This window comes from Streptomyces sp. NPDC002643 (assembly GCF_053592555.1).
In genome coordinates this window covers 10,511-36,141 of the sequence record NZ_JBSFVY010000018.1, presented here as the reverse complement: position 1 = coordinate 36,141, position 25,631 = coordinate 10,511, and the positions used below count along the sequence as shown (strand labels likewise).

22 protein-coding genes are annotated in these 25,631 nt (G+C 70.1%); 18 read left to right on the top strand and 4 right to left on the bottom strand.

The annotated features are described in order from the left end of the window. Positions 1–270: 270 nt before the first annotated feature. Positions 271–882 (bottom strand): TetR/AcrR family transcriptional regulator, encoded by a 612-nt coding sequence (locus ACWD4G_RS26305; RefSeq protein WP_451297473.1) that lies wholly within the window; start codon positions 880–882, stop codon positions 271–273. 347 nt (positions 883–1,229) lie between these two features. Here ACWD4G_RS26305 and ACWD4G_RS26300 point away from each other — a divergent pair, with 347 nt between their 5' ends. The 4 genes from ACWD4G_RS26300 (at position 1,230) to ACWD4G_RS26285 (ending at position 5,595) form a co-directional block, all read left to right on the top strand. Then, positions 1,230–2,438 carry an oxygenase MpaB family protein gene (locus ACWD4G_RS26300; RefSeq protein WP_451297471.1) on the top strand — a complete coding sequence of 403 codons (1,209 nt, stop codon included), beginning with the start codon at positions 1,230–1,232 and terminating at the stop codon, positions 2,436–2,438. Positions 2,439–2,702: 264 nt separating this feature from the next. Further along, positions 2,703–4,202 (top strand): MFS transporter, encoded by a 1,500-nt coding sequence (locus tag ACWD4G_RS26295; protein ID WP_451297469.1) that lies wholly within the window; start codon positions 2,703–2,705, stop codon positions 4,200–4,202. A gap of 122 nt (positions 4,203–4,324) precedes the next feature. Further along, complete coding sequence (locus ACWD4G_RS26290; RefSeq protein ID WP_451297467.1) at positions 4,325–4,462, top strand: hypothetical protein; 138 nt, start codon at positions 4,325–4,327, stop codon at positions 4,460–4,462. Positions 4,463–4,590: 128 nt separating this feature from the next. Beyond that, on the top strand, positions 4,591–5,595 hold the full coding sequence (locus ACWD4G_RS26285; protein WP_451297465.1) for a LacI family DNA-binding transcriptional regulator: 1,005 nt from the start codon (positions 4,591–4,593) through the stop codon (positions 5,593–5,595). Positions 5,596–5,624: 29 nt separating this feature from the next. Here the strand turns inward: ACWD4G_RS26285 and ACWD4G_RS26280 are convergent, their stop codons facing one another. After that, positions 5,625–6,953 carry an enolase C-terminal domain-like protein gene (locus tag ACWD4G_RS26280; RefSeq protein WP_451297463.1) on the bottom strand — a complete coding sequence of 443 codons (1,329 nt, stop codon included), beginning with the start codon at positions 6,951–6,953 and terminating at the stop codon, positions 5,625–5,627. Positions 6,954–6,988: 35 nt separating this feature from the next. Continuing rightward, positions 6,989–8,290, bottom strand: coding sequence for an ABC transporter substrate-binding protein (locus tag ACWD4G_RS26275; RefSeq protein ID WP_451297461.1), 1,302 nt, complete (start codon positions 8,288–8,290; stop codon positions 6,989–6,991). Between the two features lie 226 nt (positions 8,291–8,516). On the opposite strand from ACWD4G_RS26275, the gene ACWD4G_RS26270 reads away from it, so the two are divergent. From ACWD4G_RS26270 to ACWD4G_RS26230, 9 genes are all read left to right on the top strand, one after another. After that, on the top strand, positions 8,517–9,482 hold the full coding sequence (locus ACWD4G_RS26270; RefSeq protein WP_451297459.1) for a carbohydrate ABC transporter permease: 966 nt from the start codon (positions 8,517–8,519) through the stop codon (positions 9,480–9,482). A 59-nt stretch (positions 9,483–9,541) separates the two neighbouring features. Then, a complete protein-coding gene (locus ACWD4G_RS26265; protein ID WP_451297760.1) occupies positions 9,542–10,366 on the top strand; it encodes a carbohydrate ABC transporter permease in 825 nt (274 codons plus the stop codon). Between the two features lie 12 nt (positions 10,367–10,378). Beyond that, positions 10,379–10,966 carry a hypothetical protein gene (locus ACWD4G_RS26260; RefSeq protein ID WP_451297457.1) on the top strand — a complete coding sequence of 196 codons (588 nt, stop codon included), beginning with the start codon at positions 10,379–10,381 and terminating at the stop codon, positions 10,964–10,966. Positions 10,967–10,977: 11 nt separating this feature from the next. Next, entirely contained in the window at positions 10,978–12,291 is a 1,314-nt protein-coding gene (locus tag ACWD4G_RS26255; RefSeq protein WP_451297455.1) for a Gfo/Idh/MocA family protein, read from the top strand. 207 nt (positions 12,292–12,498) lie between these two features. Continuing rightward, positions 12,499–12,897: a hypothetical protein gene (locus ACWD4G_RS26250; RefSeq protein WP_451297453.1), complete on the top strand. Its 399-nt coding sequence runs from the start codon at positions 12,499–12,501 to the stop codon at positions 12,895–12,897. A 344-nt stretch (positions 12,898–13,241) separates the two neighbouring features. Next, positions 13,242–14,171 carry an ABC transporter ATP-binding protein gene (locus ACWD4G_RS26245; protein WP_451297451.1) on the top strand — a complete coding sequence of 310 codons (930 nt, stop codon included), beginning with the start codon at positions 13,242–13,244 and terminating at the stop codon, positions 14,169–14,171. Then, entirely contained in the window at positions 14,171–15,022 is an 852-nt protein-coding gene (locus tag ACWD4G_RS26240) for an ABC transporter permease (protein ID WP_451297449.1), read from the top strand. The genes ACWD4G_RS26245 and ACWD4G_RS26240 overlap by 1 nt, the downstream gene beginning before the upstream one ends. Positions 15,023–15,049: 27 nt before the next feature. Continuing rightward, on the top strand, positions 15,050–16,420 hold the full coding sequence (locus ACWD4G_RS26235) for a sensor histidine kinase (protein ID WP_451297447.1): 1,371 nt from the start codon (positions 15,050–15,052) through the stop codon (positions 16,418–16,420). After that, positions 16,417–17,085, top strand: a complete 669-nt coding sequence (locus tag ACWD4G_RS26230) for a response regulator (protein WP_451297445.1) — start codon at positions 16,417–16,419, stop codon at positions 17,083–17,085. Before ACWD4G_RS26235 ends, ACWD4G_RS26230 begins: the two co-directional genes overlap by 4 nt. A gap of 208 nt (positions 17,086–17,293) precedes the next feature. Here the strand turns inward: ACWD4G_RS26230 and ACWD4G_RS26225 are convergent, their stop codons facing one another. Beyond that, complete coding sequence (locus ACWD4G_RS26225; RefSeq protein ID WP_451297443.1) at positions 17,294–18,340, bottom strand: LacI family DNA-binding transcriptional regulator; 1,047 nt, start codon at positions 18,338–18,340, stop codon at positions 17,294–17,296. 385 nt (positions 18,341–18,725) lie between these two features. Between ACWD4G_RS26225 and ACWD4G_RS26220 the strand changes: the two genes are divergently transcribed. The 5 genes from ACWD4G_RS26220 (at position 18,726) to ACWD4G_RS26200 (ending at position 25,514) form a co-directional block, all read left to right on the top strand. Continuing rightward, positions 18,726–19,997 carry an ABC transporter substrate-binding protein gene (locus tag ACWD4G_RS26220; protein WP_451297441.1) on the top strand — a complete coding sequence of 424 codons (1,272 nt, stop codon included), beginning with the start codon at positions 18,726–18,728 and terminating at the stop codon, positions 19,995–19,997. A 91-nt stretch (positions 19,998–20,088) separates the two neighbouring features. After that, complete coding sequence (locus ACWD4G_RS26215) at positions 20,089–20,961, top strand: carbohydrate ABC transporter permease (protein WP_451297439.1); 873 nt, start codon at positions 20,089–20,091, stop codon at positions 20,959–20,961. A gap of 14 nt (positions 20,962–20,975) precedes the next feature. After that, positions 20,976–21,887: a carbohydrate ABC transporter permease gene (locus ACWD4G_RS26210; RefSeq protein WP_451297437.1), complete on the top strand. Its 912-nt coding sequence runs from the start codon at positions 20,976–20,978 to the stop codon at positions 21,885–21,887. A 179-nt stretch (positions 21,888–22,066) separates the two neighbouring features. After that, positions 22,067–22,921 carry a glycoside hydrolase family 43 protein gene (locus tag ACWD4G_RS26205; RefSeq protein WP_451297435.1) on the top strand — a complete coding sequence of 285 codons (855 nt, stop codon included), beginning with the start codon at positions 22,067–22,069 and terminating at the stop codon, positions 22,919–22,921. A 115-nt stretch (positions 22,922–23,036) separates the two neighbouring features. Continuing rightward, on the top strand, positions 23,037–25,514 hold the full coding sequence (locus ACWD4G_RS26200) for a carbohydrate binding domain-containing protein (RefSeq protein WP_451297433.1): 2,478 nt from the start codon (positions 23,037–23,039) through the stop codon (positions 25,512–25,514). Positions 25,515–25,631 lie beyond the last annotated feature (117 nt).

Sequence of the window (25,631 nt, the reverse complement as noted above, 5' to 3'; positions counted from 1 at the left end):
AGCCCGGGTCCAGCCCTCCGGCCAGGGCGTCCGGGAGGTCGTCCACGCCGGTGACGGTCCCGTGCGGGGCCGTGCGTGTCTGGTGCGGGAAGCGGGGTTCGGCGAACCGGGCCAGGGCGCCGCGTACCGCCGGGTCCGTGGGGTCGTCGGCCTGGAGGGCGCTGGACGCGCGCACCTTGACGACGGGGAGTCCGGCGTCGGCGAGGCGGCGCGGCGCAGAGGCGACGCCCGCCGCCGCGACGCCGCGCGCGGAGCGGCCGGGCCTCTGGATCACGCTCGCGCCCGGTCTCCCGCACCCGTCGCGAGCAGCCCGTTGACGACGAACTCCGCCAACAGTTCCGCCGTGGCCGCGAGCTGCTGCGGCGAGGCGTTCTCGGGCCTGCCCAGACGCAGCGCCAACGGCACCTCCAGCATCCCGGAGACAGGACCCATGACGGCGAAGAACAGCACGTCCACCGGCACCGGCGCCATGCGCCCGCGAGCCACGAGCCGCTCGACGGCGGGCCGCACGAGCCCCAGCATCGGGGCGATGTACCGCTCGTACAGATAGTCCAGCCGCTCGGTGTCCCGGGTGAACTCGTCCACCATGAGCCGTCCGATCAAGGGCGTGTCCACGGCGTTCCAGTAGAAGCCGGTGATGAACTGCCTCAACTGCTCGGCATCGTCGGCGGAGGTATCCGGCTGCGGCATGCGCGCCAGCTGCGCCCCCAACGCGTAGTCCACGACCGCACGCCAGAACGCCGCCTTGGACCCGTACCGATCGTTGACGAAGTTGTGACTGACACCCAGCCGGCGGGCCAGCTCGCGCGCCGAGGCCCGGTCGTAACCCAGTTCCGCGAACGCTTCGAGCCCCCGCAGCAGAACACTCTGCCCCTCAGGCACCGCAGGAGTACCCGCACCAGGCCGTCCCGGCCGTCGAGCGGATTCGACGTTTGCTCCCATCCCTGCCTCCATGACTGATTGACGGTGTCCGCATGTCGCGTTGATGGCGCCCGCATGTCGCGTGATCCGCAGAGGTCACGACCGTCTGATGCACCGCGACCTGCTCGGACTGCGCCCCCTCCCGAACGCGCGGGCCGCCCGCTTCCGCCGGGCCTGCGACCACCCTACTTGACGTCTGTCAGATTAACTGTAATCTGACAGACGTCAGACCGTCTCCGGTGCGAGGAGCAGGCCGAGCCGGGCATGACGCGCCCGACCTGTCCGTCCTCTCTTGGGAGTGAGAGCTCATGACCGCACACCACCCCTACCGCGAATCCTCCGAGCGCGTGGTCGACCTGGAAGCGGCACGCCGTCGGAACGGCGGGCAGGCCGACGACCTGGTGACCATGCTCACCGCCGGGGACCCACTCGCCGACGCCGTCATCGCCGAACTGGACACCGTCGGCCCGCGAGCACGGCAGGCCCTCGACGCCGGCCTCCGGCACGGCCTGGCGAGCCTGGACGAACGGCCCCCCGAAGCCGTCGCCGCGCTCCTGAACCAGCTGGAGATCCCCCCTCCCGGGATCGACCCCCTGTTGCCCCACCGGGGCGATGTGGTGACCCTGTCCGTGCCCCCGATGTGGTTCGGCCTCTGCTCGATCACCAGTGCTCTCACGCACATCCACGCGTCCCCGGCCGTCGCCCGGCGACTGCCCCGCACGGACCGGCCGGCGGACAGGGCGACGCGCCTGCTCGTGGAGACCGGGGTATGGGCACGGCAGACCATCCGGCCGGGCGGGCTGCTGCGCGGAGGGCCGGGCTACGTGGCCACGGCTCAGCTCCGGCTGCGCCATGCCCGTATGCGGGCCAGGTCCCTGACGGACTGGGACACGGGCGTGCCCGGTCTACCGGTCGGCCAGCTCGACATGGCCCGCACATGGCTCGGTTTCACCGTCGTGGCGTTCCAGGCGCTTGCCGCCGTCGGCATCGACACCACCCCCGACGAGGAGCGAAGCCTGTACGGGTACTGGGCCCATGTCGCCCATCTCCTGGGCCTCGACGAGAGGCTCTGGAAGGACGTGACCGACCACGCCCGTGCCCGTCGGCTGCGGAACCAGCTCGACACCATGACGCCCGCCCCCGACGAGAACTCGACCGCCCTGACGGCGACCATGATCGATGCGCAGGCAGGAGCGATGGCCGCCGCACCCGGCGCCGTCCTGACCGAGGAACAGCTGCGCGCACTCATCCACAGCGTGCTGCGGCGGGCTTTCGGGGACGACAAGGCGAGCCGCCTGGGCATCCCCCTCCCCAGCGCAACCGATCTCATGCCGCTCATCGGCAGACTCAACCGCGAGGCCCGGTACTGGCAGAACTTCTCCCCCGCCTCGGCCGGAGAGGCCCGCCGCCGCGCACTCACCGGACCCGCACCCGAACTCATCGCGGCCGTCCTCCCCGGCCCCACCGCGAACCAGCGGCCGGCCAGGGCCGACACCGCGGGTGTTCCGGCGGCCTGACCCCTGCTCCAGCAACAACCGGCGGTCCCGCGACCGCCGCCCTCGACCAGGCGTACCACCGCCGACACCGCGACGGTCGGCACTCGATCGCCGACCACACAAACTGTCGCCGGACCCATGGCCACGCTCAGCCGAGCGTCAGGCGCCTGACCGGCCGACTCATCGGTCACCACGCCGACAGGACCAGGTGACGGACTCCGACGAAGCAGCCGTCCCGCCTCGCACCACCCACATTTCCTCTGCCACCACTTATGGAGTCTCGTCATGTCCCACACCGCGACTGACACACCCACCCTGCCAGTACCCCCGTCCGCGGAAGCACCGCCTCCCCATCGCTGGTGGATCCTCGTCGTCATCGGCCTGGCCCAGCTGATGGTGGTGCTGGACGCGACCATCGTGAACATCGCGCTGCCCTCGGCCCAGCAGGACCTGGGCTTCTCCGACGGCGACCGGCAGTGGGTCGTCACCGCCTACGCGCTCGCCTTCGGCAGCCTGCTGCTCCTCGGCGGACGCATAGCCGACCTCTTCGGCCGCAAGATGACGTTCCTCGTCGGCCTGGTCGGCTTCGCCGGCATGTCCGCCCTGGGCGGCGCCGCCACCAGCTTCGAGATGCTCATCGTCGCCCGCGCCGGCCAGGGCTTGTTCGGCGCGCTCCTCGCACCCGCCGCGCTGTCCCTGCTGACCGTGACGTTCACCGACGCCAAGGAACGCGCCAAGGCCTTCGGCGTCTACGGCGCGATCGCCGGCGCCGGCGGCGCCGTCGGCCTGCTGCTCGGCGGCGTGCTGACCGAGTACCTCGACTGGCGCTGGACCCTCTACGTCAACCTCGTCTTCGCCGCCGCGGCCTTCATCGGCGGTGCGATCCTGCTCCAGCGCACCTCCCGCGACAAGACGGCCAAGATCGACGTCCCGGGCGCCATCCTCGTCGGCAGCGGTCTGTTCTGCCTGGTCTACGGCTTCTCCAACGCCGAGAGCCACGACTGGAGCTCCCCGCAGACCTGGGGCTTCCTGGTCGTCGGAGCCGTCCTGCTGGCCGCGTTCACCTGGTGGCAGACCAAGGCCGCGCACCCGCTGCTGCCCCTGCGCATCCTGCTGGACCGCAACCGCGGCGCCTCCTTCATCTCCGTCCTGATCATCGGCGCCGCCATGTTCGGCGTCTTCCTCTTCCTCACCTACTACCTCCAGCAGACCCTCGGCTACACCCCCATCGAGACCGGCCTGGCCTTCCTGCCCATGATCGCCGCGCTCATGGTGACCTCCACCCTCGCCACCACCTCACTCATCCCCCGCTTCGGCCCCAAGCCGGTCGTCCCGCTGGGCATGGGCGTCGCGGCGGCCGGCATGGTCTGGCTGACCGGCCTCGACCTGGGCAGCTCCTACGCCGCCCACATCCTGCCCCCGCTGATCGTGGCCGGCCTCGGCATGGGCCTGATCATGGCCCCCGCCATGAGCCTGGCCACCGACGGTGTCGCCGCCGAGGACTCCGGCGTCGCCTCCGCCGCCGTCAACACCATGCAGCAGGTCGGCGGCTCCCTCGGTACGGCCCTGCTCAACACCCTGTTCTCCAGTGCCGTCACCAACTACATCGACGGCAAGAACCCCAAGGACCCCATGGTCCTCGCCCAGGCCGGCCTGGAGGGCTACTCCACCGCCTACTGGTGGTCCGCCGCCTTCTTCGTCGCCGGCCTCGTCATCAGCGTCCTCCTCTACCGGCGCGGCGTCCCCGTCCACAACCCCGACGCGGCACCCGTCGTCCACATGTAGGACCCGGCCCATGCCCTCCCTCCCCCCACTGATACGGCCCGCCGGATGACCGGCGGGCCGTATCGACTCTCGCGTGCGGGCAGGAGTCCCGGGAGCAGCCGCGGCGGGGCGAGGTACAGGATGTGCGCGACCCGGCCCAGGGGCCGTCACCGGACGTCCTGACGCTCGGCGCGATCAAGCCCACCGGCGAGTTCCTCGGAATCCCGGTGAACGAGGCGATCTGGCCCGGCCTGGTGCGGGAGGTACCGGGCACAGAGTGAGGCGGTCCGCATGAGGTACGGCATCCCGTGGGCCGCCCTCGCGTCCCCGCCGGCTGGGCTTTCCGGTGGACGCGGCCCCCGGCGACCGTGTGATTGACGCTCATGGGCAGGGGTGTAAACCTCGGCACGTGCAGGTGACGATTCGAGAAGTTGCGAAGGCGGCCGGGGTCTCCCCGTCCACGGTGTCCCGGGCGCTCGATCCGGGTGGGACGGTCAGCGCGGTCACCCGGGAGCGGGTCCAGGCCGCCGCCGACCGGCTCGGCTACCAGCCGAACCGCGCCGCCCGCGGCCTCATCACCGGCCGTACGGGCCATGTGGGGGTCATCGTCCCCGATCTGCTCAACCCGTTCTTCGCAGACATCTGCAAGGGAGCGCAGGCCCGCGCCCGGGGCCTCGGCCACGCCGTGTTCGTCAGCGACGCCGAGCGGGACGAGGGCCTGGAGCTGGACGCGATCCGCACGATGGCTCCGGAGGTGGACGGCATCGTGCTGTGCGCCCCGCACCTGAGCAGCGAGGAACTGCGTTCCCTGGACCAGCTCACCCAGAAGCCGATCGTGCTGCTGCACCGCAAGGAGCCGGGCTTCGCCGGCGTCACCGCCGACATGGTCGAGGGCATGACCGACGCCCTCACCCACCTGCACGCCCTCGGCCATCGTCGGATCGCCTACGTGGGCGGCCCCCGCAGTACCTGGACGGCCCAGGAGCGGGCCGCCGGCATCGAGGCCATGGCGGGCTCCGGCAAGGTCGAGATCATCCACGTCGGCAGCGTCGCCCCCCACTTCGACGGAGGTATCACGGGCGCCGCCGACGTGGTACTGGCCAGCGGCGCCAGCGCGGTGGTGGCCTTCAACGACATCGTCGCGTTCGGCCTGATCAGCCGCTTCACCGCTCGTGGGGTCCGGGTGCCGGACGAGATGAGTGTGGTCGGCTGCGACGACATCGCCCTCGCCGGGATGGCCGCTCCGCCGCTGACCACCGTCGGCGTACCCAAGGCGCAGGCGGCCCGGGCGGCGGTGGACCTGCTGTTCCGCATCCTGGGAACACCCGCGGGAGAGGACTCCCAGCCCTTGCAGCGGGTGCTGCCGACGCATCTCGTGGTGCGGGGATCGACGGCGGCGATCGAGCGGCGTTGAACGCGCCCGCCCCGTGAAGGGCTTCGGGCCTACCAGCGGGGCATCGCCGAATCGAACTCCGGCCGCACGCTCCGCAGGTAGGCGGTGTCGTCGCGGTGCTCACGCCCCAGGGACCGATACACCGCGTGCAGCCGGTCCAGGGCGGCGCGGTCGAGTTCGACGCCGAGGCCTGGGCCCCGCGGGATCGGGACCGAGCCGTCGGTGAACGACAGCGCGCCCGGCACCACGACGTCCTCCGCCGCGTTCCACGGGTAGTGCGTGTCACAGGCGTGGTCGAGCCCGGCCGTGGCCGCCGCCGCGTGGGTCATGGCGGCGAGGCTGATCCCGAGGTGGGAGTTGGAGTGCATGGACAGCCCCCAGCCGACGGCCCGGCAGACATCCCCGAGCGCGACGCCGGCCCGCAGGCCGCCCCAGATGTGGTGGTCGCCGAGCACGATCCGTACGGCGCCGCGTTCCACGGCGGGGCGTATGTGCTCCAGCGAGGTCACACACATGTTGGTGGCGAGGGGAAGCGGGGTCCGCGCGGCGACGGCGGCCATGTCCTCGACGCCGGCCACCGGGTCCTCCAGGTATTCGAGGATGCCCTCCAACTCGCCGACCGCCGCCAGGGCGGTCGGCAGGGTCCAGGCCGCGTTGGGGTCGAGGCGGAGCGGGTGGCCGGGGAACTCGGCCCGCAGCGCACGCAGCGCGGCGATCTCCTCGTCCGGCGCGAACACCCCGCCCTTGAGTTTGAGGGAACGGAAGCCGTAGCGGTCGACCATGCGCCTGGCCTGGGCCACGACGCCGTCCGGGGTGAGGGCCTCGCCCCACTCGTCGGCGGCCGCGCCCGGATGCCCGGCCCACTTGTAGAACAGATAGCCGCTGTAGGGCACCGTGTCCCGGACCCGGCCGCCCAGCAGATCCACGACGGGTACGCCCGCCAGCCGACCCTGCGCGTCCAGGCACGCCACCTCCAGCGCCGAGTACACACGCCGTATGTCGAAGGCGGGCGCGGGAACGGGTGCCGGTCCGCGTGACTCGGGCGGGTCGGCGCGGCCGGCCCAGCGTCGCCAGGGCGCGTCGGGCCCGTAGTCGACGCTGTCCGCCCGTCCGGACAGCAGCTCCCGCACCAGCTGGGCCAGGCGTCCCGTCTCGTACACACTGGTGCCGGGCAGACGGGAGCCGACCAGCTCCAGCCAGTCCAGCTGCCAGGCGTGTCCGGCGCATTCACCGAGGCCGGTCACCTCGCCGCCCCGGCCGTCGCCGACCACGAGTTCGACGACGGCGCGCAGCACATGGGGCTGGTGCACGCCGTCGGCGTTGAGCAGCGGGGGGTCGGCGAAGGCCACGGGGGTGACGCGCAGTTCCTGGATGATCATGTGTGAGTGCCTTCCGGCGGGCCGCGGTGCGAGAGTCAGCCCTTGGGGACGGTGCTGTTGTACTTCTCGAACATCTCGGCCGCCGCCTCCCGTACCGTCTTGTTCCCGAACAGGACGTCCTCGTTGAACCGCCGGAACTGCAGCTTGTCCTCGTCGGAGCCGGACGGGGGGATCGACATCGGGAGGAACCGCTTCTCCAGCGAGCTGACGTACTCGTACACCGTCCGGTCGCCCTTGCTGAGCTGCGGGGCGATGCGGTTCAGGATCTGCCGGTTCGGCGGCAGTCCGCGCACCACGCCGAGGGCGCTGCCCGCGTCCGGGTCGTTGAGCAGGAAGTCGATCAGCTGCGCGGCCTCGCGTTTGTGCGTGCTGCTCTGGCGTACGCACATCATTCCCGGCCCCGCGGTCAGGCCCAGCGGGGCGCTGGAGGAGGCGGTGGGGAAGGGAACGAGGTCGATGTCGCCGTAGGCCTCGAAGTAGGGCATGACGGTGCCGGTGAGGTTGAACTCGGCGGTGGAGATCTTTCGTACCAGCAGGGAGTTGGAGGTGTTGCCGTCGTAGGAGGCGGTGAGGTTGGGCGGGGTGAAGACCTTCTTGTCGCGCAGCCGGGCGGTCAGTTCCCAGAAGGCGGTGAGGTCGGCCTGGGTGAAGCCGAGCGAACCGCCCTTCGTGTACAGGGACTTGCCGCGCTGGTTGAGCCAGAGGTCGAAGGTCTCGCTGTAGCGGCCGAAGTCGGTGAGCGGATAGCGGTCGGGGGCTGCCTTGCGCAGGGCGGGGCCGACGTCCTCGATGAGGTCGTCCCAGGTCCAGCCGGGCTTCGGGAGTCCTCCGGCCTTCTGCCAGATCTTCGGGTCCACGAGCAGGGCCTGGCTGGAGATCCCCGTGGGCACCGCCCATATGTCGCCGTCCAGCCGGTCCGCGTCCACATAGACCTCGGGGATGCCGCTGACGTCGATGCCGGAGAAGTCGGGCCCGCTGAGGTTGGCGATCAGGCCATTGGCGGAGTAGTCGCGCAGTTGGTAGTAGTCCATCTGCAGCACGTCCGGGCCGGTGCCCGCGGCCACCTGGGCGGCCAGCCGCTGGAAGTACTTGTCGTACCCGGTGAAGGACACCGAGACCTTGATCCTCGGATGGCGCCGCTCGAAGAGCTCGACCGCCTTCTGGGTCGCCAGGTTGCGCTCGTCACCACCCCACCACTGGAAGTTGAGGGTCACCTCGCCGTCGGCCGAGGCGTCCTCGGTGCCGCATCCCGCGACGGCGGCGCCCAGACCGAGGGCGCCCAGTGAGGCGAGCACCTGACGGCGTGAGGGCGAGGGCAGGACACGGGGTCGGCGCATCGGGGACATCGGCGGCCCTTCGCTCGGTGGGTCGGGTGGTGATCGGGGAACGGCTGCAAACGTTCCCACTCTGTTTCCAATTGGCCCGGAAGCTACGCTCGGCAACGGGCCCGAGTCAATGGAGAGGGCCGAACAATCAGGCATGTCCTTGACTCTTGCGTGAGTCCGACCACCCATGCAAACGTTGCCGCCGTCATCCATCCTCAACGTGGAGGAGCAGCCCCCGATGGCCCAGGCGACCGCCCCGCCCCGACCTCTGCCCCGCCCGCGCGGCGGCGCCACCGACGCCAATGCCCCAGTCCCGCGCCGTCGTTCACAGGGCCTGTCGGCACACGTGTTCCTCACGCCCTGGCTGATCGGCATGATCGCGCTGACCGTGGGGCCGATGCTCGCCTCCCTGTATCTGTCGTTCACCGACTACGGCCTGTTCACGTCGCCGAAGTGGGTGGGCCTCGCCAACTACCGCTACATGCTGGAGGACGACCGCTTCCTCGCCTCCATCGGCGTCACCCTCGAATACGTCCTCATCAGCGCCCCGCTCAAGCTGGCGGTCGCACTCGCCGTGGCATTGCTGCTGAACAGGGTCCGGCGCGGAGTCGGCCTGTACCGAGCCGCGTTCTACGCTCCGTCACTGCTGGGCGCCAGCGTCAGCGTCGCGCTCGTGTGGCGGTCGCTGTTCGCCACCGACGGTTTCAGCGACAAGACCCTGAGCTCGTTCGGCATCCATCTCGGCGGCTTCACCGACAACCCGGACTACGCGCTGTACCCGCTGATCACGCTGACCGTCTGGCAGTTCGGCGCCCCCATGGTGATCTTCCTCGCCGGGCTGAAGCAGATACCGAGGGAGCTGTACGAGGCTGCCTCGCTCGACGGGGCGAGCCGGACACGCACCTTCCTCTCCATCACCCTGCCGATGCTGTCCCCGGTCCTCTTCTTCAACCTGGTCCTGGAGATCATCAACTCCTTCCAGTCGTTCACCTCCGCCTTCGTCATCAGCGACGGCGCCGGCGGGCCGGCCGACTCGACTCTGCTGTACTCCCTCTACCTGTACGAACAGGCCTTCACCAACTTCCACATGGGATACGCCTCCGCGATGGCGTGGGTGCTGCTGATCGTGATCGCGCTGGTCACCGCGCTCGTCTTCCGCACCTCCCGCATGTGGGTCCACTACGGACAGGAGGACGCGTCGTGACGACCACGGCACCCCCGCCCCCGGTCTCGGTCCCCGCCTCCAACTCGCCCGCAGGACCGATGCGTTCGGCGCTGTGGCATGTCGTCTGCGTGGCGATCGGCCTGGTACTGCTCTATCCGGTGCTGTGGCTGCTCACCGCGTCGGTGAAGTCCGGCACCGAGATCATCTCCAACCTGAGCCCGATCCCGCAGGTCTTCACTCCGGGCAACTACACCAACGCCATCGACGGGGTGAGCGGCATCTCGCTGTGGCGGATGTTCGCCAATTCGCTGCTGGTCTCGGCCGGGACGGTCGTCGGCAACGTGGTCTCCTGCTCGCTGGCCGCCTACGCCTTCGCACGGCTGCGGTTCCGGGGCCGCGGCCTCTACTTCGCGCTGATGATCGGCACGCTCATGCTGCCGCTGCACGTGGTGCTGATCCCGCAGTACATCATCTTCCAGAAGCTCGGCATGGTCGGTACGTATCTGCCGCTGATCCTGCCGAAGTTCCTGGCCACCGAGGCGTTCTTCGTCTTCCTGATCGTCCAGTTCATCCGCTCGCTGCCGCGCGAGCTGGACGAGGCGGCGCTCCTCGACGGCTGCGGCCCGTACCGCACCTTCTGGCACGTCATCCTGCCGCTGCTCAAACCCGCCCTGGTCACCACGACGATCTTCTCGTTCATCTGGAGCTGGAACGACTTCCTCCCCCAGCTGATGTATCTCGCCGACCCGGACACCTACACCCTGCAACTGGGTCTCAACCTGTTCGTCGACCAGTCCGGCAGCGCCGCCTTCGGCCCGATGTTCGCGATGTCCGTGCTGACGCTCGTGCCGGTGATGCTGTTCTTCTTCGCCTTCCAGCGTCTGCTGGTCGAGGGCGTCCAGACCTCCGGCCTCAAGGGATAGGGGTACGACGACATGCGACGCTCCTGGTTCCCCCTCTTCGCGGACTGCCTGCTGCTCGGCGTGTTCCTCATCCTGTGCTCGCTGCCCGTTCTCACCGCGTTCCCGGCGTTCGTCGCCGGTTGCGCGGTGCTGCGCGAGCAGGCCAGGGGCGGTCCGGGCGTGACGCCGGCGATCCTGCTGGCGGCACTGCGCCGGGTGCTGCGCTCGGGGCGCGCGGTCTGGCTGGTGCCGACGGGGGTGCTGGCGTTGCTGTGGCTGGACGCCATGGCCCTGGAGGCGCGCGGTCCCGGCATGGGCTTCCCCGTGGCCGCGGCGAGTTCACTGGTGGCGGCCCTCGGGCTGCGGTGTGCGGCCGGCTGGCGCGAGGGGACCGCGTGGCGGGCGGTCGTCGCCTCGGCGTTCCGCTCGATGCCCCAACAGCCGCTCGTGCCCGTGCTGCTGGCGGGTTCCGCCGTCGCGGCCGCCGCGCTGGTGGCCATGTCCCCCGTTCTGCTGCTCGTCGCCCTCGGACCGCTCGCCCTCGCCGCCACGGCCGTCGACACGTGGCGCCCCCTGCCCCCGTTCCCCTCCCTTCCCTCCCCCGAGATGTCCGCGAACTGAACGGAGAACACATGCCTGCCGACACCGCACGCCGCCGCTGCGCCGTGGTGGGACTGGGCGCCCGCGCCCGGCTCTTCGCCCAGGCGCTCGCCGGTCCCTACGCGGACCGGATCGACCTGGTCGGCTTCTGCGATGTCAACCCGCACAGAATGGCCGTGCACAACGACTGGATCGGCGCCCGCGTACCCACGTACGCCGCCGAGGACTTCACACGGATGCTGCGCCGCGAACGCGTCGACCTCGTCGTCGTCTGCACCGTCGACCGCACCCACGACCACTACATCGTCCAGGCCCTGGAGGCCGGCTGCGACGTGGTCACCGAGAAGCCGATGACGACGGACGCCGACCGCGCCCGCCGTATCCTCGACGCCCGGCGGCGCACCGGCCGCGAGGTACGGGTCGCTTTCAACTACCGCTACAACCCGGTGCATTCGACCGTGCGCGAGCTGATCGCGGCCGGGGAGATCGGCGAGGTCGGGTCGGTGCACTTCGAGTGGCTGCTCGATCTGCGGCACGGCGCCGACTACTTCCGGCGCTGGCACCGCGAGAAGGCCAACTCCGGCGGTCTCATGGTGCACAAGGCCACGCACCACTTCGACCTCGTCAACTGGTGGCTGGGCACCGAACCCGAAACCGTGTACGCCCAGGGCGGGCTGTTCTTCTACGGCGACGAGGCCGGCGCACGCCGTGGCCTGGCCCGTGACTACGCCCGGGCACACGGCTCCCCCGCGGCGGCGGACGACCCCTTCGCCGTACGGCTGGCCGACTCACCACTGCTCACCGCGCTGTACCTGGACGCGGAGGCCGAGGACGGCTATCACCGCGACCAGAACGTCTTCGGACCGGGAGTGACGATCGAGGACGACATGGCGGTTCTGGTGCGCTACGCCTCCGGCGCCACCCTCACGTACCACCTGACCGCGTACGCCCCCTGGGAGGGATACCGGATCGCCTTCAACGGCAGCGAGGGGCGGCTCGAACTGCTCGTCGAGGAATCGACCTGGACCCGGTCCGAAGTGGCCGTGCCGGGCGACAGCGCGGTGCTGCACGGGGAGTCGGTGGGCGACACGGCGGGGCGTACGGAGCTGATGCTGCGTCGGTTCTGGGAGCCGCCGCGCGAACTCAAGGTGCCCACCGGCGAGGGCGGCCACGGCGGCGGTGACGTAAGGATGCTCGCGGACCTGTTCGGCGAGCCCGCGCCCGACCCGCTGGGGAGGGCGGCAGACGCCACCGACGGGGCCCGCTCACTGGTCACGGGCCTGGCCGCGAACCGGTCCTTCGAGTCGGGGGGCCCGGTACGGACACGGGACCTGCTCGACGTGTGAGCCGGGCGGGCACCGGAGCCGGTCCGTCCCGTCCCGCACCGCCGGGAGGGGCGGGCAGGCCACCGGACGCGTCTCGCCCGCCGCACGGGACCAGACCCTCGGTCACGATCCGTCGTCCGGTGGGGTGGTGAACGGGCGGCCTCCGCGAGCGGCGACGGCGGCCGTGTCCATCCGGGGCAGTGCCGGGCCTCGTGCCTCCTCCCCCCGGTGACCGGACCGAGCGCCGTGAAGACGACGGTCAGGAGAGCGACGGCCAGGAGCAGCTCCCGGCCGCGCGGCGACGACCTCTCCGGGCAGGTCCTGGCGGCGAACCGCGGACTGCGCGACGTCCTCCTGCGCGGCGCGGGCGGCAGGCTCCGGCCGGCCGCGGCCCGGGACGAACCTCACCCCATGGTCGCGGCCGTCTTCACCCGCGCCCAGCGGGACGGCCGGCTCCGCGACGGCATCGGCCCGACCGACTTCCCCCTGATCCTGGACGGCATGCGAAGCGATCACGACAGCGCCTCCCCCCCCTGCCCCGGCCCGCACTCGACATGGACGCACTCCACCGGTCCTCGAAGGAACGCCGTCCGCCGGCCGACGAACCCGGACGACCGACGTGCGTAGCACCTTCCGATACGGCGGCGTATGCCGACAGATCGGTCTGTCCGGCAGCGCCCAGGACGTCGACATCGGTGTGACGGTGTCCTCCGCGTCCTCCGCGCTCGGACGGCCGTGGTCGCCTCGGCCCTCTCCACCGGCTCCGCCTCCGCACAAGACGCTGCCTACCGGCGTCCTTCGGGTCACCCTTGCGGAGGACCGACACGGGCTGCCCCGTGGTACCGCGGTACCACTCGGCCACCGAAGTGTCCCCCGTGGTCCCAGGACCGGTGCCGGTCGCTCTCGTAGCGTCTTACGCAGAGGTCGCCACCCGGCAGCGGCCGTGTTCCAGTCGAGGAAGGCCCACACCCATGATCGAAGCCCGTGAGCTGACGAAGCGGTACGGCGACAAGACGGTCGTCGACCACCTGAGCTTCACCGTCAAGCCTGGTGAGGTGACCGGCTTCCTGGGCCCCAACGGTGCGGGCAAGTCCACGACCATGCGCATGATCGTCGGCCTGGACTCCCCCACCGAGGGCAAGGTCACCGTGGGCGGCAAGTCGTACGGCAGGCACGCCGCACCGCTGCAGGAGATAGGCACCCTGCTGGAGGCCAAGTCCGTCCACCCGGGGCGCACCGCGCGCAACCACCTCATGGCGCTGGCCCACACCCACGGCATTCCGCGCCGCCGGGTCGACGAGGTCATCGAACTGGCCGGACTGACCAGCGTGGCGGGCAAGCGGGTGGGCGCCTTCTCGCTCGGCATGGGGCAGCGGCTCGGCATCGCCTCGGCCCTGCTCGGCGACCCGGAGATCGTCATGCTCGACGAACCGGTCAACGGCCTGGACCCCGAGGGCGTGCTGTGGGTACGCAACCTGCTGCGGGCGCTGGCCGACGAGGGCCGGGCCGTGATGCTCTCCTCGCACCTGATGAGCGAGACCGCGCTGATCGCCGACCACCTCGTGATCATCGGACGCGGACGGCTGCTCGCCGACACCACGGTCGAGGACTTCACCCGGGAGGCCGGCGGCTCGGGCGTGAAGGTCTGCACCACCGAGGCCATACGGCTGCGTTCGCTGCTGGCCGGCCCGGACGTCACCATCAGCTCCTCCTCCGCCGAGGAACTGGTGGTCACCGGACGGGACGCCCGGGAGATCGGGGCGATCGCCGCCCAGCACGGGATCGCCCTGCACGAACTCACCCCGCAGGCCGTCTCCCTGGAGGAGGCCTTCATGCAACTCACCCATGACGCCGTGGAGTACCAGAGCGCTCCCGCCGGCACCGAACGAAAGGCCGCCTGATGACCACCACCACGCTTTCCGTGGCCCCGGCTCCGAAGGAAGCGGCCACCAAGCCCGCCTACAAGGTGACCGGCCTGCGGGTGCTGCGTTCGGAGTGGGCCAAGTTCTGGTCGCTGCGCTCCAGCTGGATCACTTTGGCCGTCGCCGTCGCCCTCGTCATCGCTCTGGGGGCCATCGCCTCCGCCACCTACAGCCCCGACACGGCCACGAACGCACCCGGCAGCGGTCCGGGCGACTCCGGCCCCCAGGACGCGGTCAGCCTGGCCCTGCTCGGCGTGACCTTCGCCTCCCTGGCCGTGGGCGTGCTCGGGGTGCTGCTGTCCGCGGGCGAGTACAGCACCGGCATGATCCGCTCCACCCTCGCCGCGGTACCGCGACGGCTGCCCGTCCTGTGGTCCAAGGCCGCCGTGATCGGGCCCATCGCCCTGGTCGTCACCACCGTGGGCGCGCTGGCCGCGTTCCAGCTGGGCACCCTCGGCCTGGAGGGCGAGAAGATCGCGCTCTCCCTGAGCGACGACGGTGTGCTGCGCAGCCTGGCCGGCGCGGGCGTCTACCTCGGCCTGGTCGCCGTGTTCGGTGTCGCCCTGGGCGTGCTGCTGCGCTCCTCCGCCGGAGCGATCGCGGTCCTGGTCGGCATCCTGCTGATCCTGCCCGGCCTCGCCTCGCTGCTGCCCGACTCGCTGTACGACAGCGTCAACCCCTACTTCCCCAGCAACGCGGGGTCGGCGATCTACGCCCTGAACGAGTCCTCCGACGCCCTCTCGCCAGGAGCGGGTCTCGCGGTCTTCGCCGGCTGGGTGGCCCTGACCCTCGTCGGTGCGGCCGTCCGACTCGTCAAGACGGACGCCTGACCCGCCGCTTCGAGGACAATGGGAATCATGACCTCGCGCCGCGCGGCAGCAGCCGCCGACACCGCCCGGGGGACGGCGACCTCGCCGTCCCCCGGGCTCGACGCCGCCTGGGCGCACCCTCTCCTCGGCCGTATGATGCGCGGCCAGAGCCGGCGTCAGCGACTGGACCGCAGGCATCCCTGGCTGCTGGACACCGCGGTCGTGGTCGTCGTCGCCCTGATCAGCCTGCCCGACCTGATCTCCCCGGACGGCCACGGGCCCTTCGGGGCGACAGCCGACCGCGCCGACCTGCCGACCGGCGTCATGATCGCCTTCGCCGCCGCGTTCATCGTGCCGCTGTGGTGGCGCCGCAGAGCCCCGGCAGTCACCTACTTCGTCATCGCGCTGGTCTCGCTCGCCCAGTGGTCGCTGGGGGTGTGGCAGCAGACGGGCATCAGCGCCCTCGTCGCGCTGTACGCCCTGGCCCTGTACGGCTCCTTGCGGGTCCTGGGTTGGGCCGCCGCGCTGACGGCCGCCGAGCTGACGCTGGCGGTCAGTGTCCTGGCGCCCGTGGAGCGCCCGGTACTCGGCCTCTTCTTCCTGCTGGGGACGGCGACGGCGGCGATTGCCCTCGGCCTGACCCTGCGTATCCGCAGGATGTATCTGGACGCCCTGGAGGACCGGGCCGCGCGTCTGGAGATCGAACGCGACCAGCGCGTCCGGCTGACCGCCGCCGCCGAACGCTCCCGGGTCGCCCGCGAGATGCACGACATCGTCGGCCACAACCTCTCGGTGATGGTCAGCGTCGCCGACGGCGCCGCGGTCCTCGCCGCCAACCGGGGCGAGCGGTCCGCCGAGGCTCTGCGCATCCTCGGCGACACGGGACGCCAGGCCATGGACGAACTCCGCCGCGTCCTGGGCGTCCTGCGGGAGGAGCGAGACCACGAGAACGTCCGGATGCTCAATCCGCAGCCGGGTTTCCGGGATCTGGACGCCCTGCTGTCGCGGGTACGCGCCGCCGGGCTCACCGTCGTCTACCGCACCACCGGGGATCTCGACGCACTGGGCGACGGCGTTCAGCTCACCGTGTACCGCATCGTCCAGGAGTCGCTGACCAACACCCTCAAGCACGCGGGCGTCGGCTCCGCCGCCGAGGTCACCGTGACCGCCCACGCGGGCAGGGTGAAGGTGACGGTCGCCGACACCGGAGCACCGCCGGGGGCGGACGGCCCGGCGGCCCCCGGCCACGAGAGCGAAGACTCCGGACACGGCTTGGTCGGCATCAGGCAACGGGCGGCGATGTACAACGCGACCGTCACGATCGGTCCCCGCCCCACCACGCACGGCTGGCTCGTGGACGTGGAACTCGACGCACCGCCCGCACCCGCCCCTTTGGCCCCAGGAGTGCCCCTCCCATGACCACCGTGCTCATCGCGGACGACCAGCCCCTCCAGCGCATGGGGGTCCGTATGCTCATCGAGGGCACCCCGGGCCTGGACGCGGTCGGCGAGGCCGAGCACGGCGCCGCGGCCGTTCGCCTGGCCGCCGAACTCCGCCCCGACGTCGTCCTCATGGACATCCGTATGCCCGGCATGGACGGCATCGAGGCCACCCGCCGCATCATCGCCTCCGGCGGCCGCACCCGCGTCCTCATCGTCACCACCTTCGACCTCGACGAGTACGCCTACGAAGGTCTGCGGGCCGGCGCCAGCGGCTTCCTGCTCAAGGACGCCCGCCCCGAGGAGCTTGTCGCCGGTATCCATGCTGTCGCCATCGGCGACGCCGTCGTGGCCCCCCGCCTCACCCGCCGTCTGCTGGACGCCTACACCCACCAGGCCCTCGCTCCCGTCGGCGCCCCCGCCGCGGAGGACCCCCGCCTGCAGGCCCTCACCGATCGCGAACGCGAGGTCCTGGTGGCCATCGGCCAGGGCTGGACGAACGCGGAGATCGCCGAACGGCTCGTCCTCACCGAGTCCACCGTCAAGAAGCACGTGGGTCGCGTTCTCGCCAAGCTCGGCGCCCGCGACCGCGTCCAGGCCGTGATCACGGCGTACGACGCCGGGCTGGTCAAAGCCAAGTCGTAGCCCGTCCGGAACGACGAGGGCACATCACCCGCCGGATTCCCGGCAACACCAGTCCGTCCAACGCCTTGTGCTGGCTTCCAGGCGGTCTGCCGGCAAGGTCCCCGGGATGGCAGCCTCGCCTTCGACGTCTGCACCCGGGCCGTCGCCCCGAGCGCCTACTGAATCTTCGACATGTACCGGGACGAGGGCGCCTCGGTGCCGGCCTTCCTCACTCCGGTGAGCTGACGGCCCGCTGCCCGGCGACTTCCCGTACGGCGTCGTCCCGCGGCGGGGCCGTGGAGTTGCGCAGGACCAGTTCGGTGGCGACCTCCATGTGCTCCATGAGCAGTTTCTGCCCTTCGATGAGGGACAGCAGCGCGCGAGCCGCCTTCTGACCCATGTCATGAAGCGGCTGTCGCACGGTGGTAAGGCCGGGGAAGCTCTGCGCCGCCTGGGGGAGGTCGTCGAAGCCGACGACGGAGAAGTCGGCGGGCACGTCGAGGCCGAGCGCCCGGGCGGCGTCGACCGCGCCGAGGGCCATCAGGTCGGCGCCGGCGACGATCGCCGTGGGGCCGTGGTCGGTGATCAGACGGGTCGCGGTGCGAAATCCGCAGGCGTAGGAGAAGTCGCAGGTGGCGACAAGTCGCGGGTCGACCGAAAGTCCGGCGAGCCGCATCGCGTCCTCGAAGCCCTGGAAGCGTACGGATGAGCTCTCCAGGTCCTCCTCGCCTCGCAGATAGGCGATGCGGGTGTGGCCCAGGTCGATCAGATGCCGGGTGCCGACACGCATGCCGGTGTAGTTGTCGACGGTCAGCCGGGGCAGCGCCACGTCCATGCGGCGTGGGTCGATGACGACACAGGGGAGGTTCCGCCGGCGCAGCAGTTTGACCGTCTCGTCCTCCAGGACGGGTGCGATCAGCAGCACACCGTCGACCAGGCCCCGCCCGAGGAACTCGATCCGGTCCTTCTCCCGCACCGCGTCGTGGTACGAGGCGTTGACCAGCAACTCCTGTTCGGCGTCGGCGAGTTCGTCGGCGACGCCGCGCAGGATCTCCAGTCCGTACTGGCTCGTCAGGTCCAGGGCGATGAGGCCGATGAGCCCGCTGCGGCCGGCCTTGAGGTTGCGGGCCGAGACATTGGGCCGATAGCCCAGCCGTTCGGCGACCTCCATGACACGGCGGCGGGTCTCCTCGGAGGCCCCCGGCTTGCCGTTCATCACGTTGGACACCGTCATCGCGGAGACGCCGGCCTCCCCGGCCACCTGAGCGATGGTCACCCGCCCTGTCACCCCAACTCCCCTCCGTCTGTCCGTCTGAAGCCGCGCCCACTCTCCCACTCCTAGGGGATCAGTCGCCAAAGCTTCACGGAAACCTCCGGGAAACTATAACGATAAGGCTCGCTCGGCGTAAAAGAAACCCCACCTGAACAGGGATGGCAAGTCTCGCGAAGCGCAGTAGATCAGTCACCGAAAGTTACGCATAGATGTCGCCTAAGTTTTGCGTTACAGTCCCCGCCATCAACACGTAACGTTCACCGCAACTCCGGTCGACCCGCATGTTCCGCACCTATTCAGTGCCGTACCCGCACGGAAGCCGACCGGCTACGTCAAATCCGTTCACAGAGATCAAGTCGGCCTGTACCGACCTTGGGTGAGGTGTGCAATGAAGCGTTCCGGGAGACGAATCGCGGTCACCGCCACGGCCGTCGCCATGGCGATGTCACTGGCCGCGTGCGGAGGCGAGTCGTCCGACTCCTCCTCCGGCGACGGCAAGGTGACCCTCCACGTCGAGGCGTGGAAGGGCGGCGGCGCGGAGCCCGCGAACGTCGCGGAGATCAACAAGGCCTTCGAGAAGGCCAACCCCAACATCAAGATCGACTTCGAGTACATCACCGCGAACGACACCTACGTCCAGAAGCTCCAGCCCGAACTGCTCGGTGGCAAGGCGGGCGACGTGATCATGGTCGACACGGACAAGATGAAGAAGTGGGGCGCCTCGGGCTACCTCGCCGATCTGTCCGACGAGGCATGGGCGAGCCGGATAGCCCCCGACGCCAAGCCCTTCGCCGAGGCCGACGGCAAGACCCTCGCCATGCCGATGGAGCTGATCGGCATCGGCCTGTACGCCAACATGGACCTGCTGAAGAAGGCCGGCGTCACCGAGGTCCCGGCCGACTGGCCGACGTTCCTGGAGGTGCTCGGCAAGGTCAAGAAGGCCGGCATCACCCCCATCTCGCTGCCCGACAAGAGTGCCTGGACCGGCGGCTCCGTCTTCCAGGCGGCCGGTTCGACCCGCGTCTACCAGAAGAACAAGCAGTGGGACGCCGACTTCACCGCCGGCAAGGCCTCCTTCGACCCGGACTGGAAGGAGTCGCTGGAGCAGCTGAAGACCCTGGAGGACAAGGGGTACATCGACTGGAAGAACGAACTCGGCGTCGACGAGTGGTCGCAGGGCCCGCAGAACTTCAGCGCCGGCAAGAGCGCCTTCTGGTACCAGGGCGCCTGGCAGGTCTCCAACATCGAGAAGGCCGGCTTCCCCGTCTCCTTCGCGCCCTGGCCGGGCGGTGACAAGGGCACCAAGCCCAACAGCATGCTGTTCTCCGGCACGATGTGGGCGGTCAACTCCCAGTCGGAGCAGGGCGAGGCAGCGCGCAAGTACGTCGACTTCTGGTCGCAGAACGAGAACCTGGCCAAGTTCCTGGAGGCGGAGAACGCGCAGTCGCCGTTCACCGGCGGCACGACTCCCAAGAACGACTCGACGACGGCCTTCACCACGGCCTTCGAGGAGGGGCGCTACCGCATCCTCCCGTCCAACTCCTGGTACGCCGCGGCCGCCGAGACCGAGACCGGCTCGAAGATCCAGTCCTATCTGCTGGGCAAGTCGTCCGCCGCGCAGACCCTGAAGGACATCCAGAGCGCCGCGTCCGCCAAGTAGTCCGGCACCTCCCGGTCAGCCGTGGCGGGGGCGAAGGGTGGCTCCCTGGGAGCCCTCGCCACGGCACTTCCGGGCAAGAGGAGGATTCCCCGTGTTCCATCGACGGCGCGCCACCATGGCCGCCTTCCTGCTCCCGGCGATCGCCGTGTACGGCACGTTCATGCTGTACCCGCTGGTCCGAGGCGTCTATCTGAGCATGACCGACAGCCTCGGCGGACCCGTCGCCAACTTCGTCGGCACGGAGCAGTACCGTGCCATGGCCGACGACCCGGACGTCACCGCGGCCCTGTGGCACACCATCGTGTACGCCGCCGTCGTCGTCGTCGCACAGAACGGTCTCGGCCTGCTCTTCGCGAGCATGCTCTTCCGTCGGCCCAAGGTCCGCAAGACGCTCAGCGTGGTACTGCTGACCCCCACCCTGGTCTCCCCGGTGATGGCGGCCTTCATCTGGTCGTACCTCTACGCCCCGGACGGCGGCATCAACGCCCTGCTCGGCGCGTTCGGCCTGGACTCGCTCGAACATGTGTGGCTCGGGGACACCTCCACCGCCCTGTACGCGGTGGCGGGCGTCAACATCTGGATGTTCGCGGGCTACTCGTGCGCCATCTTCCTGGCCGGCTACATGAGCGTGCCCACCGAACTCCTCGACGCCGCCGCGGTCGACGGCGCGAGTGGCTGGCAGCGTTTCCGCAGCGTGGAGTGGCCGATGCTGGCGCCCTCGCTGACCGTGAACGTGACCCTCAGTCTCATCGGCTCGCTCAAGGTCTTCGAGTTCCCCCTGGTGCTCACCAACGGCGGCCCGGCCGGAGCCACCGAGACCCTGACCACGCTGGTCTACCGGAACGTGTTCGGCGGCGGGAAGTTCGCCTTCGGCGTCGCCGTCTCCGTCCTGCTCCTGGTGACCGTGGTCGTCCTGTCCAGCGCCACCTCCTCACTGCTGCGCCTGCGCGAGCGCCGAATCTGACGGGCGAGCCAACCATGACTTCCAACACCCTTCCCTCGAAGACGGCCCACCGGCCCGTGCCCCCCGCACCCCCGGTCGACGGCGGGCCCGCGCGGCCCGGTCTCGTCCGCCGCGTCGGCGGCCCGCTCGGCACCGTGCTCCTCTGCCTCGGCGTGCTGGTGTTCGTCCTGCCGTTCCTGTTCACCGTCGTCACCTCGCTGCGCACCGCGGCGGACGTGGCCCAGTCCCCGCTGGGCTTCCCCGACTCGCTGACGCTGAAGAACTTCTCCGACGCCTTCAGTCAGATCCACTACGGGCGCAGCGCGCTCAACACGCTGCTCATCACGGGGCTGTCGTGCCTGGCCATCACCGTGCTCGGCTCCGCGGCCAGCTACCCCCTGGCCCGTATCACCCAGGGCTGGTCGACCTGGGCGTACCGGCTGTTCATCCTGGGCACCTCGGTACCGGTCTTCGTCGTGGTGGCGCCGCTGTACCTGCTGATGCGGGACCTGAACCTGCTGGACAGCTACGCGGGCGTGGTCTTCGTCTACACCGCGATGTTCCTGCCGGTCGCGGTGTTCTTCTACACCAGCTTCATCCGGTCGATCCCGGTGGACCTGGAGGAGGCCGCCGCGCTGGACGGCTGCGGGGCGTTCCGTACGTTCTTCGTCATCATCCTGCCGCTGCTGCGCCCGATCACCAGCACCCTGCTGACGTTCGTCTGCATCCAGGTCTGGAACGACCTGGTCATCCCGCTGGTCTTCCTGCAGGACCCCGGCAAGCGCACGGTCATGGTGAACGCGTACGCCTTCCTCGACCCGCACACGGTGCAGCCGACCACCCTGTTCCCCGCCGCCCTGCTGGGTGTCGCGCCCCTGCTGCTGGTCTTCATCTTCCTGCAGCGCCATGTGGTGGCCGGCATGTCCGCCGGCGCCGTCAAGTCCTGACCCCCGCCTGCTGGTTCGCCCTCCACCGGTTCGCCCTCCACCGGTTCGCCCGCTGACGTCGGCCGTCCCGCGCCGTCGTACGGCTGTCCCGTCGCGCCCTGACACCTCTCGGCGACGACGCCCCAAGCCCGGCAGTCCCGTGCCCCCTGGTTCCGTAGTCCTGGAAGGACCCCCCACCGATGTACGTGGTCTCCTACTTCACCGACGCCGACGAGGCGCTGCATCTGGCCCACAGCCTCGACGGCGAGGTGTTCACCCCGGTCAACGACGGCCTGCCGGTGCTGCGGGGCACGGTGGGCACCGGCAGGCTGCGGGACCCGTTCATCGGCACGGGCCCGGACGGGCTGTTCCATCTGCTGGCCACCGACGGCTGGACCAGCCCGTATATCGTCCACGCCACCTCGGCCGACCTGATCGACTGGTCCGAGCAGCGGCTGCTCCCCGTGATGGCCGGTGTGGAGGGCGCCCTCAACGCCTGGGCCCCGGAGTTCTTCCTGGACCGGGCCAGCGGGCTGTACCACCTCATCTGGTCGTCGGTCGTCGAGCCCGGGGCCACGGCGGAGGGCCGCGACTTCGAGCACAACAGCCAGAACCACCGCATCTGGCACTGCTCGACAGCGGACTTCCGGACCTTCTCGGCCCCGGCCGTCTTCTTCGACCCCGGTCACTCGGTCATCGACGCCACCGTGCGGGAGGTCGACGGCGGGGGATTCCTGATGGCGTTCAAGGACGAGCGGGGCTCCAACGACCTCGGCACCGCGCACAAGGACATCCACCTGGCGGCCTTCGGCACCCCCGGCGGTCCGTTCTCCGCCGTGCGCGGACCGGTCACTCCTCCCGTGGTGGAGGGACCGTCGTTCTTCCGCCGGGGCGACGAACTCGTCATGATCTTCGACCACTTCCTTGAGGGGAGATACGGCGCGGCCCGCAGCAAGGACGGCGTGGACTGGGAGCCGGTCTCCCTGGCCCTGCCGACGGGCATGCGCCATGCCTCCGTCCTCGAAACATCCGCCCTGAACTCGCTCCCCGGCTAGGGAAGCGGCCGCAGGTTCCGGGCGGGTCCGCCTCGGTGCGACCCGCCCGGTGCAGGAAGACCCGTGTCGCGCTCCGCGACGCGGGGGACTCGATCACCCAGCAAGGAGCGTCGCGATGAAGCGTCGCAGACCGTCACGTCCGGTCCGCCGGGCGGCACGTGTTCTGACCCTGCTCGCCACCATGGCGGGAGCGGTCATGGTCCCGGCCCATGTCGCGCTGGCGGCGGCCACCACCTACTACGTGAACTGTTCGGCGTCCACCAACGGCAACGGCACCCAGTCCAGCCCCTGGAACTCGGTGACCGGCGTCAACAACACCACCTTCGGCCCGGGCGACAGCATCCTCTTCGCCGCGGGCACCACCTGCACCGGCCAGGTCGCCCCCGGCGGATCGGGCGCCTCCGGCAGCCCGATCACCATGGGGTCCTACGGCACCGGCGCCAAGCCGAAGATCGACGCCCAGGGCGCCACCGGCCCGGTCATCCACCTGCTCAACCAGGAGTACTGGGAGATCGGCGGCCTGGAGCTGACCAACGCCGCCTCCTCCCCGAACTACCGCTCCGGCGTCCTCGCCGAGAACGCCTCCGGCGGCGTCCTGCACCACATCCGGGTGCACGACATGAACATCCACCACATCAGCGGCTACTCGGGCGGCTGGTACGCCACGAACGCGGGCGTCGGCGTCCAGACCAACCACACCACCCCGGCATCCACCTGGGACGACGTGGTGATCGAGGACAACACCTTCGACCACGTCGACCGCATAGCCGTCGCCGTCACCCCGGACGGGGACGGCGAGGGCACCAACCAGACCACCAACACGGTCATCCGCGACAACACGATCACCTACAGCGGCGCCGACGACATCCTCGTCGTCAAGAACGACGGCGCCCTGATCGAGGGCAACAAGGCCGGCTACGGCGGCGCGAAGGAGGACTGCCCACCGTCGGGCCAGTACTGCAACCGCGCCTCGGCCGGTATCTGGATGTCCGGCAGCAACGACACCGTGGTCCAGAACAACGAGGTCTACTGCCACGTGGACGGCGCCGACGGCACCGGCTTCGACGTGGACTGGGGCAACCACAACACCACGTTCCAGTACAACTACAGCCACCAGAACATCGGCGGCTTCATGCTGGTGATGCCGCCCTTCACCATCGCCAACGAGCCCACCTCGACCGTCCCCAGCGACGGCACGGTGATCCGCTACAACATCAGCGAGAACGACGGCACCAACGAGGGCTGCCCCATGGCCGGCACCCCGACCCACGGCACCGGCGTCTTCCACTTCGTCGGCAACATCCCCAACAAGAGCGGCAGCGCGGTCGCCTACCCGAACATCTACAACAACACCATCTACGTCAACCAGAGCGGCCTGAACACCCCGATCCTCTACTCCCGCAGGGGCAGCAGCGTCACCGGACGGCTGGTCTTCCAGAACAACGCGGTCTTCAACTACGGCACCGGCGGCTACTTCACCACCACCGGCGGTTCCATCTGGTCCAACAACCTCTACTACGGCAACCACCCCTCCTCCGAGCCCGCCGACACGGTCAAGGTCACGACGGACCCGCAGTTCCGCAACCCGGGCAACGCCGACTCCTCGTCCACGTACACCGGCATGGACGCCTACCAGGTCCACCCCTCCTCCCCCGTGATCCGGGCCGGCACCGTGATCAGCGACAACGGTGGCAAGGACGCCTTCGGCAACACCGTCTCGGCGACGGCCGCGCCCAACATCGGCGCCTACAACGGCACCGGCGGCAACCTCGCCAACAACGCGGGCTTCGAGTCGGGCGCGATGAGCCCCTGGACCAACAGCGGAGCGGCCCCCTCGGTCACCTCCTCGGGCGCCCGCACCGGCACCTACGCGCTGACCACCCAGGCCAGCGGCAGCGGCGCCAACCAGAACATCACCGGCCTCAGCCCCAACACCACGTATCTGCTCACCGGCTGGGCCAAGGTCGCCAACGCCGGGGAAACCCTCGCGATCGGCGTCAAGAACTACGGCGGCACGGAGACGTTCACCAACGTGGCCACCTCGTCGTACTCCCAGGCGGCCGTGGTGTTCACGACCGGCGGTTCGAACACCTCCGCGCTGATCTACTGCTGGAAGAACACCGGCGGCACAGGCTCCGGCAACTGCGACGACCTCGCGGTCGAGCGCCTGTCGTCCGCCACCAACCCGGTCACCAACCCGGGCTTCGAGACCGGCGCGCTGTCGCCGTGGGGACAGAGCACGGGTACGGCGTCCAGCGTGGTCGCCTCCAACCCCCGCTCCGGCACCTACGCCCTGAAGACCGGGAACAGCGCCAGCGGTGCCCAGCAGACGGTGAGCGGCCTCGGCTCCAGCGGCACCTACCTGCTGGCCGGCTGGGCCAAGGTGGCCACCGCGGGTGAGGAAGTGGCGGTCGGCGTGAAGAGCTTCGGCGGTACGGAAACGTATCTGCGGACCTCGGCCGCGTCCTACGCCCAGCAGCCGATCTTCTTCACCACGGGCGCCTCCGCCACCTCGGCCGCCGTCTACTGCTACAAGAACGCCGGTTCCGCGGCCGGATACTGCGACGACTACACCCTCATCAAGCTCCCGTAGCCCCAACCCCTCCTGACCGCTCGGGCGGGCCGTGCCGGACCCCCCGATCGTCGGTATGTTCATCGCCCTCATCAGCCGGGGCCGCACCAACCGCCAGTGCGACGGCGGGGTCATCCG